The sequence below is a fragment of the Nonomuraea fuscirosea genome, assembly GCF_003001935.1.
Lineage (GTDB): Bacteria > Actinomycetota > Actinomycetes > Streptosporangiales > Streptosporangiaceae > Nonomuraea > Nonomuraea fuscirosea.
The window spans coordinates 208,009-223,301 of sequence record NZ_PVNG01000014.1 but is presented as its reverse complement, the minus strand read 5'-3'; the positions used below and the strand labels follow the sequence as shown (position 1 = coordinate 223,301).

At 73.0% G+C, this 15,293-nt stretch carries 13 protein-coding genes and 1 pseudogene; 5 read left to right on the top strand and 9 right to left on the bottom strand.

All coding sequences use genetic code 11. From position 1 onward, the window contains the following. The first annotated feature begins 109 nt into the window (after positions 1-109). Positions 110-937 carry an alpha/beta fold hydrolase gene (locus B0I32_RS30755; protein WP_106245705.1) on the top strand — a complete coding sequence of 276 codons (828 nt, stop codon included), beginning with the start codon at positions 110-112 and terminating at the stop codon, positions 935-937. 18 nt (positions 938-955) lie between these two features. On the opposite strand, the gene B0I32_RS30750 is transcribed toward B0I32_RS30755, so the two are convergent. From B0I32_RS30750 to B0I32_RS57960, 4 genes are all read right to left on the bottom strand, one after another. Beyond that, a complete protein-coding gene (locus B0I32_RS30750) occupies positions 956-3,037 on the bottom strand; it encodes an iron ABC transporter permease (RefSeq protein ID WP_106245704.1) in 2,082 nt (693 codons plus the stop codon). Further along, positions 3,034-4,026 carry an ABC transporter substrate-binding protein gene (locus B0I32_RS30745; protein ID WP_106245702.1) on the bottom strand — a complete coding sequence of 331 codons (993 nt, stop codon included), beginning with the start codon at positions 4,024-4,026 and terminating at the stop codon, positions 3,034-3,036. The genes B0I32_RS30750 and B0I32_RS30745 overlap by 4 nt, the downstream gene beginning before the upstream one ends. A gap of 11 nt (positions 4,027-4,037) precedes the next feature. Next, positions 4,038-4,874: an ABC transporter ATP-binding protein gene (locus B0I32_RS30740; protein ID WP_106245701.1), complete on the bottom strand. Its 837-nt coding sequence runs from the start codon at positions 4,872-4,874 to the stop codon at positions 4,038-4,040. A 215-nt stretch (positions 4,875-5,089) separates the two neighbouring features. Then, a complete protein-coding gene (locus B0I32_RS57960) occupies positions 5,090-5,233 on the bottom strand; it encodes a hypothetical protein (RefSeq protein ID WP_181307945.1) in 144 nt (47 codons plus the stop codon). Between the two features lie 144 nt (positions 5,234-5,377). Between B0I32_RS57960 and B0I32_RS30735 the strand changes: the two genes are divergently transcribed. Continuing rightward, positions 5,378-6,277 (top strand): CHRD domain-containing protein, encoded by a 900-nt coding sequence (locus tag B0I32_RS30735; protein WP_106245699.1) that lies wholly within the window; start codon positions 5,378-5,380, stop codon positions 6,275-6,277. Between the two features lie 192 nt (positions 6,278-6,469). After that, the gene (locus B0I32_RS30730; RefSeq protein WP_146178365.1) at positions 6,470-7,765 is read left to right on the top strand and encodes an FG-GAP repeat domain-containing protein; all 1,296 of its coding nucleotides are present in this window, start codon (positions 6,470-6,472) and stop codon (positions 7,763-7,765) included. Between the two features lie 172 nt (positions 7,766-7,937). On the opposite strand, the gene B0I32_RS30725 is transcribed toward B0I32_RS30730, so the two are convergent. Next, complete coding sequence (locus tag B0I32_RS30725) at positions 7,938-8,720, bottom strand: class II aldolase/adducin family protein (RefSeq protein WP_106245695.1); 783 nt, start codon at positions 8,718-8,720, stop codon at positions 7,938-7,940. Between the two features lie 119 nt (positions 8,721-8,839). Continuing rightward, a complete protein-coding gene (locus B0I32_RS30720) occupies positions 8,840-9,421 on the bottom strand; it encodes a TetR/AcrR family transcriptional regulator (RefSeq protein WP_219912080.1) in 582 nt (193 codons plus the stop codon). A gap of 151 nt (positions 9,422-9,572) precedes the next feature. On the opposite strand from B0I32_RS30720, the gene B0I32_RS30715 reads away from it, so the two are divergent. Next, positions 9,573-11,123 (top strand): MDR family MFS transporter, encoded by a 1,551-nt coding sequence (locus tag B0I32_RS30715; protein WP_106245693.1) that lies wholly within the window; start codon positions 9,573-9,575, stop codon positions 11,121-11,123. A 166-nt stretch (positions 11,124-11,289) separates the two neighbouring features. Here B0I32_RS30715 and B0I32_RS30710 read toward each other — a convergent pair whose 3' ends face one another. Both B0I32_RS30710 and B0I32_RS30705 read right to left on the bottom strand, forming a co-directional pair. Next, positions 11,290-12,897, bottom strand: a complete 1,608-nt coding sequence (locus B0I32_RS30710) for an amidohydrolase (protein WP_106245691.1) — start codon at positions 12,895-12,897, stop codon at positions 11,290-11,292. Positions 12,898-12,988: 91 nt separating this feature from the next. Further along, the gene (locus B0I32_RS30705; RefSeq protein WP_181307943.1) at positions 12,989-13,786 is read right to left on the bottom strand and encodes an isocitrate lyase/PEP mutase family protein; all 798 of its coding nucleotides are present in this window, start codon (positions 13,784-13,786) and stop codon (positions 12,989-12,991) included. A 189-nt stretch (positions 13,787-13,975) separates the two neighbouring features. Between B0I32_RS30705 and B0I32_RS30700 the strand changes: the two genes are divergently transcribed. Further along, a complete protein-coding gene (locus B0I32_RS30700; protein ID WP_245956129.1) occupies positions 13,976-15,124 on the top strand; it encodes a glycosyltransferase family 2 protein in 1,149 nt (382 codons plus the stop codon). Here B0I32_RS30700 and B0I32_RS61735 read toward each other — a convergent pair. Further along, a pseudogene (locus B0I32_RS61735) lies at positions 15,088-15,291 on the bottom strand (hypothetical protein); the annotation flags it as partial. The gene B0I32_RS30700 and the pseudogene B0I32_RS61735 sit on opposite strands and share 37 nt — an antisense overlap. Between the last annotated feature and the right edge of the window lie 2 nt (positions 15,292-15,293).

Below are 15,293 nucleotides of genomic sequence, written 5' to 3'. Positions count from 1 at the left end.
TAAAGGGCTGAATACCCGATTTTGGGGAGATGCGCGGTAGGCGGTCGCACCGGGGTGGGTATCGCGCTCGTGGACAGGGCACGACCACCGAGCACGGGGGAGCACGACCATGCCTTACGTCACCACGCGGGACGGCAACGAGATCTTCTACAAGGACTGGGGCACCGGCACTCCGGTGGTCTTCTGTCATGGCTGGCCGCTGAACGCCGACGCGTGGGACGACCAGATGAAGATGGTCGCCGACAACCGCTTCCGCGGCATCGCGCACGACCGCCGCGGCCACGGCCGTTCCTCCCAGCCCTGGGACGGCTACGACTTCGACACCTTCGCCGACGACCTCAACGACCTGATCACCCAGCTGGACCTGCGGGACGTCGCGCTGGTCGCCCACTCGATGGGCGGGGGCGAGCTGGCCCGCTACATCGGCAGGCACGGCACCGGCCGGGTGAGCAAGGCGGTGCTGCTGGCGGCGATCCCGCCGATCATGGTCAAGTCGGCGGACAATCCCGAGGGCACGCCCGACGCGGTGTTCGACGGCATCAAGGAGGGCATCATCGCCGAGCGCTCGCAGTTCTGGCGCGACACCGCGGAGACCTTCTTCGGCGCGAACCGGCCGGGCAACCGGGTGACGCAGGGCAACAAGGACGCCTTCTGGCTCATGGCGATGCAGGAGAACATCCAGGCGGCGGTGCGCTGCGTGGACGCGTTCGGCTACACCGACTTCACCGAGGACCTGAAGAAGTTCGACATCCCGACGCTCGTCGTGCACGGGGACGACGACCAGGTGGTGCCCATCGCGGCGGCCGGCGCCAAGTCATCGAAGATCATCCCCACGTGCACGTACAAGGTGTACGAGGGCGGCTCCCACGGGCTGGCCAACGTGCCGGGCACCAAGGAGCGCTTCAACGCCGACCTGCTGGAGTTCCTGCGGACCTGAGCCCCCCGTGAAGGGGGCTCAGGCGGAGGCGCGCGCCCGCCACAGCAGGTAGATGAAGTACGGCGTGCCGATCAGCGCCGTCACCAGCCCCGCCGGCACCTGCGCGGGCGCGATCACGGTACGCCCGAGTGTGTCGGCCAGGCTCACCAGCAGGGCGCCGAGCAGCGCGGCCACCGGCAGCAGCCGGGTGTGGTGGGCCCCGACCAGGGCGCGGGCGGCGTGCGGGGCGACCAGGCCGACGAAGCCGATGACGCCGACCGCCGACACCGCCGTCGAGGTGAGCAGCACGGCCCCGGCCAGCGCGCCGAGGCGTACCGGCTCCAGGGGCACGCCCAGGACGCGCGGCGTGTCCTCGTCGAGGGAGAGCAGGTCGAGGTCCCGGCGCAGCCAGACCAGCAGCGGCAGCACGATCAGCAGCGCCAGCGTGACGGGGATGAGCTGGGCCGGCACGCGGCCGTAGGTGGAGCCGGACAGCCACGTCAGGGCCTTGGCGGTGTTCCACGGGTCGGACCGCACGATGATCAGGATGGTGATCGCCGTGCACGCGGCCTGCACGGCCAGGCCGATCAGCACCAGCCGGTCGGAGCTCAGCCCGCCGCGCCAGGCCAGCCCGTACACGAGGGCGAAGGCGAGCAGCGCGCCCAGGCCCGCGGTCGCGGACATCATCCAGATCCCGGCCATCGGCGCCAGCGTGATCAGCCCGATCGCGCCGACCCCGGCTCCGGCGGTGACGCCCAGCACGCCCGGCTCGGCCAGCGGGTTGCGGCACACGGCCTGCACGGCCGCGCCCGCCACGGCCAGCGCGGCGCCCGCCAGGGCGGCGGCCAGCACGCGCGGCCAGCGCTGGTCGAGCACGAAGGTCAGGGCCCGCCCGCTGCGGGCCTGCAGCCAGTTGGCGACGTCGCCGGTGAGCAGCCAGCGGTCCCCGCCGAGCAGGCCGAGGACGAGCGCGCCCGCCAGCAGCACCGCGCACACGCCGGCCACGGTGAGGAACGCCGCCCGCGAGCGGCCCGCGCCGGTGCCCACGGCCGGGGGCCGCCTGGTGGGGCCCGCGTCGCGGTAACGGCGGGCCAGCCAGACCATGACGATCGCGCCGATGACCGTGGTGACCACGCCGGGCGGCACCTCGACCCCGGCCTGCGCGCCGAGCACGGCACGCAGCAGGATGTCGGAGGCGAGCACGATGAGCACGCCGGCCAGCCCCGACAGGGGGAGCATGGTGCGGTTGCGGTGCAGCGCGGGGATGGACCTGGGCAGCAGCCGCACGATCACCGGCGCGCACAGCCCGACGAAGCCGATCGGCCCGGCGATGGTCACCGCCGCCGCCGACAGCAGCACCGCCAGCACGGTCAGCCAGAGCCGCAGCCGCCGGACGTTCACGCCGAGCACGGTGGCGGTGTCGTCGCCCAGCCCGAGGATGTCCAGCCGGGGCCCGGCCAGCATCGCGGCGCCCAGCACCGCCAGGATGACCGGGCCGAGCTGGGTGACGGCGTTCAGGTCGCTCTGCACGAGCGAGCCGCTGCCCCAGGCGAACAGCCCGACCGTCTCCTGCTGGAACAGGATCATGACCAGGTTCGTCATCGAGGAGAGCGCCAGCGCGGTGGCCGAGCCGGCCAGGATCAGCCGGGTGGTCCCGCTGCGCCCGCCCGCCGACAGCGCCATCACCAGGGCCGCCGCGGCCAGCCCGCCGAACAGGGCCAGCCCGCCGGACACCGGCACCGGCAGCACCAGCCCGAACGCCGCGGCGGCGGCCACGGCCAGGTACGCGCCCGCGCTGACGGCCAGCGTGTCCGGCGAGGCCATCGCGTTGCGGGCGATCGTCTGCAACAGCGAGCCCGCCACGCCCAGCGCGAGCCCGACGCAGACTCCGGCCAGCAGCCGGGGCAGCCGGGAGGCCAGCAGCACGCGGGCGGCCTCGTCACTGCCGCCGAACGGCAGCGCCAGCAGGTCGAGCGCGCCGATCGACGAGGTGCCCTGCGTCACGTGCACGGCGGCCACCAGCACGGTGGCCGCCAGCGTGAGAAGGACGACCCCGGCGGCGCCGATCCGCCGCAGCGGGGTGTCGGGCGGCGCCGCCGGGGTCAGGACGTCCGTGCTCAACCCGTGTACGCCTTCACCAGCGCGTCGGCGAACTGCCGGCAGGACAGCGGCCCGCCGAAGGTCCAGATCCCGTCAGGCAGCTTGACGACCTGCTTCTTCTCGACGAACGGCAGCGACTTCCAGATGGCGTTGTCCTGCAGCCCGTCGGTGAACACGTCCACGCCGTCGGAGGCGCTGTAGAAGAAGCGCAGGTCGGGGTCCTTGAGCACGCTCAGGCCCTCGACGTCGGTGGTGCCGAGGCCCCAGTCCTTGTCGACCTTGCCGCTCCAGCCGTTCTTGAGCCCGAGCTGCTCGGCCACGTCGGAGACGAGCGCGCCCTTGCCGAACAGGCGGACGGAGATCGTGCTGCCCTGCTTCCAGCCGTCGGCCATCACGAACGGCTTGCCGCCCCCGCCCGCGGCCTCGATCTGCTGCTTGCCGGCGGCCAGGGCCGCCTCGAAGTCCGCGATCTGCCGGGTGGCCACGTCGGTCTTGCCGACGGCCGAGGCGATCATGTTGAGGTCGTCGCGCATGCGCTTGAGGTTGTCGCCGGCGTCGCTGCCCTTGGCCACCAGCACCGGTACGAACTTCTCCAGCTGGTCGATCAGCCCGGCGTCGTCGGACTCCATCAGGACCAGGTCCGGCTGCAGGGCGCTGATGGAGTCGACGCTGGGCTCCTGCCGGTCGCCGACGTCCTTGACCGAGGAGTCGAGCTTGACGGCGGTGTCCCAGGTGGCGTAGCCCTTCACGTCGGCCGCCCCGACCGGCATGACGCCGAGGCCGGCCAGCATCTCGGTCTCGCCCCACTCCAGGCTGACCACCCGCGTGGCCGGGCGCTCGAACGTGACCTGCTTGCCGCGGCTGTCGGTGACGGTCACGGGGGTGGCGGTGGCGGACGGCGTGCCACTCGCGGCGGCCTGCTCCGGTACGGGGGCCTCGGTCGTGCCGCACGCGGCGAGAACGACCATGGCGGCGGCGGTGGTCAGGGCAGCCGTCAAGGCTCTGCGCATGGTGCTTCCTGTCATGTCGTGGCGGAGACGCCGGCGTCCTGGCGTCCGCTGGTGTTGTGCCGGCCGATCGGCCGGGTGATGACGGTTCCGGTGATCGGGTCGGCGCTGACCTCGATGCGGATGCCGTACGCGGCGGTGAGCAGGTCCTCGGTGAGGACCAGGGCGGGCGGCCCGTCCGCGCGGACGCGCCCCTGGTGCAGCAGGACGACGTGGTCGGCGATCTCGGCGGCCTGGTTGAGGTCGTGCAGGACGACGCCGATCGCCACGCCGTGCTCGTCGGCCAGGTCGCGGATCAGTTCGAGCAGCTCCACCTGGTAACGCAGGTCGAGGAACGTGGTGGGCTCGTCGAGCAGCAGGACGCCGGTGTCCTGGGCCAGGCAGGTGGCCAGCCACACGCGCTGCAGCTCGCCTCCCGACAGCTCGTCCACGGGCCGCTCCGCCATGGTGGTGACGCCGGTCAGCTCCATCGCCCTGGCGACGGCGGCGGCGCCGTCGGGGTCACCGGCCTTCCAGCGGCGCCGGTACGGGTGGCGCCCGTACCCGACGACGTCGCGCACCTGGACGCCGCCCGGCGTGGGACGGCTCTGCGCAAGCAGCGTCACCCGCCGGGCGAAGTCACGGGCCGAGAGACCGAGCGCGCTCGTGCCGTCGGCCAGCGTCACGGTGCCGCCGTCGGGGCGGTGCAGTCGGGCGAGCGCGCGCAGCAGCGTGGACTTGCCGCTGCCGTTCGGGCCCACCAGGGCGGTCACGTGGCCGGGCCGCAAGGTGATGCGACCGTCCTCGACCACGGTGGTGCCGTGGTAACTGAGGGATAGCTCCGCGCCGCGGAGAGAGATCTCCTCGGTCATGGAGCTAAGGTTAGGCTACCCTTGCCAAATCCGCCATGCCGGGGTCCCGATCAATGCTCGCTCGTCCACGAAGTACCCGTGGATCGGCGCGGTGGCGGCGATGGAACGGGGTCCGGCGACCAAGGCGGCGACGACTGAGCCAGGAACCACCCGCATACGAACGCTCCGGTGCGAGAAATGGTCAACCTGCGCAAACCATGGATGACCGACGCGCCTCAGCCGGCGATCACCCCGGCGTCCGACAGGGCGGCCAGGATCAGGGCGGCGCACAGCAGGGCCACCGGCCACGCCTTCTGACTGAGGGCCACGACGACGCCGGCGAACAGCGCGACGACGGCCAGCACGAGCGGGACGTTCATACCTGAGGTCCCTGCCCGCCGCGGCGCCGCCTAGCCCTGCCCCGCCCTTCCGGCGCTCCGGGAAGCCGCCCCGGTCACAGGGGGTGGTTGAACCCGGCGAGCCAGGCAGCCGTACCAGGCCCAGAGAGCACCGAAAGGGTAACCATGACCAAGCGCACCCTCGTCCTTACCGGCCTGACCGCCGCCACGGCACTGATCGCGACCGCGCTCAGCCCCGTGTCCGCGCAGGCCGTCACCCCCATCTACCTGGCCGCCTCGCTCGACGGCGACAACGAGGTGCCCGCCCAGGGGACCAAGGTCGGCGACCCGGACGGCGGCGCCCTCGCCGTGTTCCGGATCCACGGCAACCGGGTCGACTACGCCGTCCGCTGGAGCAAGGTGAACGCGCCCAGCGGCTTCCACATCCACCGAGGCCGGGCCGGTGAGAACGGCGACGTCAGGATCCCGTTCATCGGCCAGGCACTGCCCGCCTCCCTGCACGCCGTCAAGGGCACGGTCCTGGTCAAGGACGGCCACCTGCTGCGCCGCATCCTCACCAACCCGCGCAACTGGTACGCCAACCTGCACAACGCCGACTTCGGCGGTGGGGCCGTACGCGGCCAGCTGTACCGGATCCGCCCGGTCGAGCTGGAGTCGGTGCTGTCGCACGGCTTCGGCAAGACGCTCACCACGCAGGCCAACGGCCGGCAGGAGGTGCCCGCGCCCGGCATGAAGGTCGGCGACCACAACGGCCGCGCCGGATGGCTGGTGCAGCCGGAAGGCGACCGGGTGTGGTTCGCCTCCGCCTGGAAGCGGATCGGCGCGCCGGTCGGGGCGCACATCCACCGCGCCCCCAAGGGCAAGAACGGGCCCGTGGTGGTGCCCTTCTTCGCGGCCGACAAGGGCCTGCCCCCCAGCGTCAACGGTGTGGCCGGCAGCGTGAAGGCCGACCGCGCGACCTCGCGCCGCATCTGGAACAACCCGAAGAACTGGTACGTGAACCTGCACACCGCCGCGTTCCCCGGCGGCGCGATCCGCGGCCAGCTCTACCGCGGCGACTGGTGACCCGCGGCTCCGCCGCGTGCGGGTGAACGAGGCGCGGCGGCGCTCCGGCGTTTCGTGCGGGCGGGGCGGCGCTCCGGCCTTTCGTGCAGGCGGGGCGGCGCTCCGGCGTTTCGTGAACGGGCGCGCCTGGGCGGGGTCGCGGCGTGCCGCGTGCGCAGGGCGCGGCGGCGGGACGGCGGCTAGGCTGTGGTCGTGCCGCGTAAGGTGATGATCTGGCCGGTGCTGGCCCTGCTGGTCACCGCGTGCGGCCCCGGGACGACGCCGCGCCCGCCGGCCACTCCGGCGCCCGCCACCTCCACCCCGGCGACGTCCGCGCCGCCCGTCTCCGCGGATGCGCCGCCCACCACGCCGGATGCGCCGCCCACCGCACCGGGTGCGCGGCGCGCCGACGACATCGACGGTGACGGCCGCTCCGACCTGGTCGTCCAGGTCGATCTGCCGCGCGAGGACCGGCGCTACCTGTCCATCGTCCACGGCTCGCCCCAGGGCCTCGACCCCCGCAGGCGCACGCTCATCACGTCCGAGACGTTCGACCCCTGGCTGATCGACGACGGCATCAGGGCCGACCTCGACGGCGACGGCTTCGGCGACGTCCTCGCGTACGGCCGGCCGGGCGGCGGCGAGCACCGGATGGGCCCGCACATCTTCTGGGGCGGCCCGCGCGGCATCGCGGCCACGGCGACGCCGACCCCGGTGCCGCTCCCCGTGGCCGGCGACGTGGGCAACTACCGCGCCGTCGCCGGTGACTTCGACGGCGACGGCGCCGCCGACGTGGCCATGTCCAGCCCGCCGGCGCACGGCGCCTCCGACACGAACCTGGCCGTCCTGTACGGGCCCTTCGCCCGCGACGGCGCCCCGCGCAGGCGGAGCGTCCAGCCGTCCCCGACCGGCTCGGAGTTCTGGCGGATGAGCGTGGACCGGATCGGCCCCGGTCACGCCACGGCCCTGCTCGTGTACGAGGGCGACGACGGGGAGCAGACCTCCGGCTGGCTGCTCACCCCCGGCCGTGGCGGGCCCGCCAAGCAGGGGCGCAAGCTCAACAAGGGGATGTCGGCGGCGTTCGGCGACTTCGACGGCGACGGTTCCAGAGACGTGGCCGTCGGCGACGACGGCAGCCGCAACGACGAGCCCGGCTACGAGAGCGAGGCGCCCTCGGTCGATCAGACCCTGACCGTCTACTACGGCGGCGGGCGCACCGGCACGTTCAAGGGCACCGCGGGCCGGGCGGTGTCGGGCGACTTCGACGGCGACGGCCGCGACGACCTCGCCTTCGGCGGCGGGTCCCGGCCGATCCTGACCTTCTGGGGCGCGGCGGGCGGCCTGCGCGCGGGCGGGCGGCTCGCCGCGGCGGCCGGGTCCAGGCCGCTGGCGGCGGGCGACTACGACGGCGACGGGGACGACGAGCTCGCCCTGGCCTCCGGCGTGGACGACTTCCGTATCATCGTGACGGACGGCAGGAAGACCCTGACCACCCTGCCGGCCCGCTAGCCACCCGGCAGGACGGTCACGCCCTGCCGGGCAAGCAGGCCCTGTCAGTCGAGCAGGCCCTGCCGGTCGGACAGGCCCTGCCGGTCGGACAGGCCCTGCCGGTCGGACAGGCCCTGCCGGTCGGACAGGCCCTGTCAGCCCGAACAGACCCCCGCCGATCGACCAGCTCTGGTCAGTCGAACAGGTCCGGGTCGGAGCGGACGATCTGGTCGTACAGCGGCTGGAAGTTGAGCCAGCCGGCGAAGTCGCCGCCGATCTGCCCGTGCGTCAGCTTGGCCTGCTCGTGCTCGATGGAGACCGTCGGCCCGGCCGCCTTGGCCAGCAGCTGCGCCTGGCACGAGCGTTCCATGGTGATGAACCACCAGGCCGCCGCGTCCACCGAGCCGCCCACGGTCAACAGGCCGTGGTTGCGCAGGATGACGGCCTTGTGCGAGCCGAGCGCCCGGGCGATCCGGCGGCCCTCCTCGACGTCCAGCACCACGCCGGTGTAGTCGTCGAACAGCCCGTGGTCCTCGTAGAAGGCGCAGGCGTCCTGGGTGAGCGGTTCGAGCAGGACGCCGAGGGACGACAGCGCCTTGCCGTGCACGGAGTGGGAGTGGGCGGCGGCGACCGCGTCGGGACGGGCCTGGTGCACCATCGAGTGGATCGCGAACGCGGCCTGGTTGACGTGGTGGCCGCCGTGCACCACCTGCCCCTGGTGGTTGACCAGGATCAGGTCACTGACCCTGATGTGCTTGAAGCTCATGCCGAACGGGTTGACCCAGAAGTGGTCCAGGTGCTCGGGGTCGCGGGCGGTGATGTGCCCGGCGACGCCCTCCTCGAAGCCGAACCTGCCGAACAGGCGCAGCGCCGCCACCAGACGTTCCTGCCGGTGACGCCGCTCGTCCGCCACGTCGTCGAAGGTGGGCGGCATCCGGAAGGCGAGCTGGTCGGTGGGGATCGGTTCCAGGTTCATGGACGCTCCAGCGGTGAGGAGTGGCGTACGACCGGTCTGCTCAGTGTGTCCCAGAAGCGTTCCCACGATCCATACGGCACGGCGGCGCACCGGGCTCCGCTCAAGTCGGCCCGCCGCGGTCAGGTGAACGGCCGGGCGATCTGGTCGAGGGCCAGGACGCTCAGCTGGTGCAACGACCGGGTCTCCTGCTCGGCGCACCACCACTGGGCGGCGACCCGCAGCGCGGTCAGGAACGCGGCGGTGAGCAGCTCGGGGCCCGCGTCGCCGGCCTGCTCCCGCCCGGCCACCGCCGCGCTGAGCTCCTGCTCCAGCCGGACCCGGTAGGCCAGCTGCCGGGCCATCAAGGAGGGGTGATTCATGGCCAGCCGGGCGCGCACGTGCTGCGCGCGGTCGGCGACGTCACTCTCCTCGTGCAGGCTGTCCAGCGCGCCGCGCAGCGCCCGCCAGGCGGACCGGTCGGGCGGCTGCTCGCGTACCCGCCGGACGAGTGTGCCGAGGCGTTGCGACTCGCCGTACAGCAGCGCGTCCTCCTTGCCGTCGAAGTAGTTCGAGAACGTACGGCGGGAGATGTTGGCGGCGTCGGCGATGGCCTCGACGGTGACGTTCTCCAGGCCGTGCTCGACGGTGAGCCGCAGCGCGGCCTCGTGCACCGCCTGCCTCGTCTCGGCCTTCTTGCGCTCGCGCAGCCCTGTCATGCTCATGATGTGTCCAAGCTTACCCAAGGGGAATAAATGCTCAATGCGCAAAGTTGCCACATGAGCATGTAAGGTGTCCAGGTTGCATCCCTTTCCCCTTGATCGGAGGTTGCGTGTGAGTGCCCAGCCGGCAGCGCCGTCCGCGGCGGCGGAGCCGATGACCCACCGCCAGATCCTCGAAGCCCTCAGCGGCCTGCTCCTCGTCCTGTTCGTCGCCATGATCAGCGCCACCATCGTCTCGGTCGCGCTGCCGCAGATCATCGGCGCCCTTGAGGGCAGCCAGTCGCAGTACACCTGGGTCGTCACCGCATCCCTGCTGGCCTCGACCGCCTCGACGCCCATCTGGGGCAAGCTCGCCGACCTGTTCAACAAGAAGCTGCTGCTCCAGATCGCCATCGTCATCTTCATGGTCAGCTCGCTGGCCTGCGGCTTCGCCCAGAACACCGGCCAGCTCATCGCCTTTCGGGCGATCCAGGGCCTGGGCATGGGCGCGCTGCAGATCCTCACGCAGGTCGTGATCGCCGCCATGATCCCGCCGAAGGAGCGCGGCCGGTACAACGGCTACCTCGGCGCCGTCATGGCCGTGGCCACGGTCGGCGGTCCGCTGCTCGGCGGCCTCATCGCCGACACCTCCTGGCTCGGCTGGCGCTGGTGCTTCTTCATCGCCGTGCCGTTCACCGTCGCCGCCTTCGCGATGCTGGCCAAGACGCTGAACATGCCGACGGTGCGCCGCGCCGACGTGAGCATCGACTACTGGGGCGCGACCCTCATCGCCGCGGGCGTCAGCGTCCTGCTCATCTGGGTCACGTTCGTCGGCAACTCCTTCGACTGGCTCTCCTGGCAGACCGCCGTGATGGCGGGCGGCGGCGTGCTGCTGCTCGTCGCGGCCGTCTTCGTCGAGTCCGTGGTCAAGGAGCCGGTCGTGCCGCTGCACGTCATCAGCCGCCGCACCCCCGCGCTGGCCATCCTGGCCAGCCTCGCGGTCGGCATGGCCATGTTCGGCGGCTCGGTCTTCCTCGGTCAGTACTTCCAGATCGGCCGCGGGTACGGGCCCACCACCGCCGGCCTGCTGACCATCCCCATGATGGTCGGCGTGCTGTTCTCCTCGACCATCAGCGGCCGGATGGTCTCCAAGAGCGGCCGGACGAAGCCGTACATCCTGGCCGGACTGATCGTCCTGCTGGCGGGCTTCGCCGGTCTGGCCACGATCGACCACGAGACCCCGCTCGTGCTGGTCTCGGCGTACATGCTCCTCGTGGGCGTCGGCGTCGGCATGTCCATGCAGAACCTCGTCCTGGTCATCCAGAACACGGTCCCGCTGCGCGAGATCGGCGCGGCCAGCGGCGCGGTCACCTTCTTCCGCTCGCTCGGCGGCACCGTCGGCGTCTCGGTGCTCGGCGCCATCCTGGCCGGTCAGGTCGCGACCAACATCAGCGAGGGCCTGGCCAAGGCGGGCATCCCGGTCACGGGGGACGCCGCGGCGGCCGGCGGCAGCCTGAACATCGCGGCCCTGCCCGAGCCCATCAAGGAGATCGTGCGCGCCGCCTACGGCGACGCCACGGGGCACATCTTCCTCGTCTCGGCGGCCATCGCCGTCGTCGGGCTCATCGCCGCGATCTTCCTCAAGCCCGCCCAGCTCCGCGACAGCCTGGACATCTCGGAGCCGGGGCCGGCGCCGAAGCCGGAGGTCGCCGGCACCACCGCCTAGACCATGGGGGCCCGGAAGGCCGCCTCCCCGCTTCGCCCGCGGGAAGGCGGCCTTCCGTCCGTCCACCGGTTCCGCGTACGGCCGCCGGGCGGCCCCGGACGATGTCCGGCCCCGTTCGCCCGGATCCTCCAGGTTCGCCGCCGAGGCGGTTCAGGCCCCACCGCCGTCACCGGACGTCGTGCACCAGCCGGCCGCCCACGACCGTGGCGATCACCACGATGTCCCCGATCCGCTCCTGTCCGGTCGCGAGCAGGTCGTCGGAGAGCACCGCGAAGTCCGCCAGCATGCCGCGGCCCAGCGTGCCCTTGCGCTCCTCCTCGCGCACCGCGTACGCCGACCCTGTCGTGTACGCCCGCAACGCCTGCTCCACGGTCAGCGCCTCGTCCGGGTTGAACGGCACCCCCGCCGCGGTCGTCTGGTTGACCAGGTCGTGGATGCCGAGCAGCGGCGCGCCCTCGACCACCGGGCAGTCGGAGCTGCCCGGCAGCACGATCCCCGCCTCCAGGAACGAGCGCTGCCGGTAGCAGCCGCGGATCCGGCCCCGGCCCAGCGCCGCCAGCATCCCGTCACCGAGCTCCGTCACGAACCGGCCCTGCGGGACCGGGATGACGCCGAGCTCGGCGATCCTTTCCACCTGCGCGTCGGTGGTCAGGCCGCAGTGCTCGATCCGGTGTCTCGCGCCGGGGCGCGGATGCCGCGCCTGGGCCTCGGCGTAGGCGTCCAGCACCACGTCCACGGCCGCGTCGCCGATGGCGTGCGTGGCCACCTGCCAGCCCGAGCCGTGGGCGTGCAGGATGAACGTACGCAGCGCCGTCTCCTCCTCCTGGAGGAAGCCCCGGTTGCCCGGCTCGCCCTCGTAGTCGTGGCACATGGCGGCCGTCCTGCCGATCAGCGAGCCGTCCGAGAACAGCTTCACCGGGCCGATCCGCAGCCACTCGTCGCCGAGGCCGGTGCGTACGCCCAGATCCAGCCCGAACCTGGCCTCCACGGCGTGCAGATTGGCCGAGCCCGGCATGAGCGTGGCGCGCTGCAGGAGCAGGCCGCGGTGCACGGCGTCCTGGAAGTCCGCGATGTCCCAGGGCCCGTTGCCCGCCAGGCCCAGACCGACGCCCGGCTCGGTGAAGCTGGTCAGGCCCTCGGCGGCGGCGGCCCGCGAGGCCAGCGCGATGCCCGCGACGAACTCCTCGTGCGCCAGGGGCCGCAGCAGCCGCAGGGCCAGCTCCTGGGCCTGCTCGGCCAGCAGCCCGTCCGGCAGCCCGCGCTCGTCGCGGCTCACCGCGCCGCCCGGCACGTCGGGCACGTCCTCCAGCGCGGGGAACCCCATGAGCGCGAACGCCGCCGTGCTCGCCACGCCCATGTGGCACGAGGTGTGCTGGACCCAGACCGGCCGGCCGCCCGCCGCCCGGTCCAGGGCCTCACGGTCGGGGTGGGCGCCCAGCTTGTACTGGTCGTAGCCGCCGCCGCGCACCCATGCGCCCTCGGGCAGCGTGGCGGCCCGCTCGGCCACCCGCGCGTACAACTCGTCCAGGGTGGCCACCCGCAGGTCCAGCTCACGCATCCGCTGGCCGCGCAGGCTCAGATGGTGGTGGGCGTCGTTGAACCCCGGCACCACCGGCGCCCCGCCCAGGTCCACGACCACGTCCGCGCCCACGCCGTCGAGCTCGTCGTCCAGCCCGGCGACCCGGCCGCCGAACACGCCGAGTCGGGTGGCGTACGGCCGGTCGGGATCCAGGGTGGTGAACCGGCCGTTGACGAACAGCGTGTCCAGACGCATCGAACCTCCAGCTCGCAGCCCTCCGGAGGGTCGTGCCCCCGATCAACCCCCTGCAAAAGCCCCGCTCAGGGTCGAGCGTGGTGGGGGCCGGTCAGCGCAGGGTGTCGTTCAGCGCGCCGTAGGCGAGGCCGTCCGCGAGCGTCTCGTACGTGCCGCCCGCCAGCAGTTCGGCCGCGGCCCGGGCGGCGACCGCGTACGCGGACTGGGCGATCGCCGAGCCCACGCTCACCCTGGCCACCCCGGCCGCCGCCAGCTCGGCCACCGGCGGCGCTCCCGGGCCGGCCATCACGTTCAGCGGCAGCGGCCCCTTGGCCAGACGGGCGATGACGTCCTGGTCGAGCAGCCCGGGCACGAACAGCCCGTCCGCCCCCGCCTCGGCGTAGACCCGCGCCCGCTCCTCCACCTCGGCCGCCTGATCCCCCGGAACACCCGCCAGGTAGACGTCGGTGCGGGCGTTGACGAACAGGTCCACGCCCTCCGCCTCGGCGGCGGCCCGGGCGGCGGCGATGCGCTCGGCCTGCTCGCCGGCCGGAAGCAGGGGAGAGCCGGGGGAGTCCTCCAGGTTGATGCCGACCGCGCCGGCCTGGATCACCGCGCGCACGGTGCCGCCGACGTCGCCGTACCCGCCCTCGATGTCCGCGGTGACCGGCACGCGCACCGCCGCCACGATCCGCGCGACCGCGGCGGCCATCGCCTCCCGTCCCAGCCCTGAGCCGTCGGGGGCGCCGTTCGCCCACGAGACGCCGGCGCTCGTCGTCGCGACGGCCTGGGCTCCCGCGGCCTCGACGAGGGCGGCCGAGGCCGCGTCCCAGGCATTGGGCAGCACGAGGACGGCACCCTGGTGCAGGGCGCGGAACCGGGCCGCGTGGTCGATCGAAGTGGAGGTCACGATCAGGTCCTTCCGAAGAGGTCAACGTCGGCGGCGAGCAGCATCGCAGCCCCCGCGACGCCGGACCAGCGATATTCGGACATGACCAACCACCAGTATGTTCGGATATCGTGACCACGATCGGGGCGGTCCGAAACACCCATTTCAACCGTCCGTTTAGCGGCACTCCTGCCGGGCAGGCGCGGCGATGTGGACTACGTGCTGCCGCTGCGCTGGGCGGACGACTCCGGCCTCGACGAGCTGACCGCCTACCTCGGCTCCCTCCGCCGGCACGTGCGGGTCATCGTCGTCGACGGCTCCGCCCCGCCGCTGTTCGAACGGCACGCCGCCGCCTGGCGCGGCCTCGCCGAGCACGTACGCCCCGCGCCCGACCTCCGCTTCGCCAACGGCAAGGTCAACGGCGTCATCACCGGCCTGCGCCTGGCCCGCGCCGAGCACGTGATCATCGCCGACGACGACGTACGGTACGACCGGCACACCCTCGCCAGGATGGACGCCCTCCTCGCCGGCGCCGACCTCGTCCGCCCCCAGAACCACTTCACCCACCTGCCCTGGCACGCCCTCTGGGACACCGCCCGCACGCTGCTCAACCGCTGTGTCGGCGCCGACTATCCCGGGACGTTCGGCCTGCGCCGCTCCTTCGTCGAACGGATGGGCGGCGGGTACGACGGCGACGTCCTGTTCGAGAACCTTGAGCTCATCCGCACCGTCCGGGCCCACGGCGGCAGGGAGCTCCGCCCGCTCGACCTCTACGTGCGCCGCCTGCCCCCCGACGCCGCCCGCTTCTGGGGGCAGCGGGTCCGGCAGGCGTACGACGACCTGGCCCAGCCCGTCCGCATGGCGGTGTTCCTGTCCGTGCTCCCCGCCGTGGCCGTCTGCCTGCTGCGCCGGAGATACACCGCCCTGGCCGCAGGCGCCGCGCTCACCGTGGCCCTGGCCGAAACCGGCCGCCGCCGAGCCGGAGGCAGGCACGTCTTCCCCGCCGCCGCCGCACTGTGCGCCCCGATCTGGGTGCTGGAACGGGCGACGTGCAGCTGGCTCGCCCTGGCCGCCTCCGTACGCGGCGGAGTGCCGTACGCGGGCCGGAAACTCAGCCGCGCGGCCCACTCCGTCCGCCGGCTGCGCCGGGACCTGCGCAGACAGCGGGCCCAGGGGCTCGGCCGGCAGCCGGCCCAGCACGTGGGCCGGTCGCCGGGTCAGCCCGGCAGGTCGGGCTCGCTCGCCGCCTTGAACCCCGCCGCCTTGTGCGACCCGTCGCAGAACGGCTTCACCGACGACAAGCCGCACCGGCACAACGCGACCGTGGCCCGCCCGGCCGGAATGGACTCACCGTCCTGAGTCACCAGCTCGAACGCCCCCCGCACCAGCAGCGGCCCGTCCTCACAGGTCGTCACCGTCACCACCCCGGAACCCGCCTCCGTGCCCGGCTTCGCCTTCGCCTCCGCGTGCGGGTCCGAACCTGGTGCGGCGCCATGGTCGCCCGCCGCCGCACCGTCCCTCTCCATCG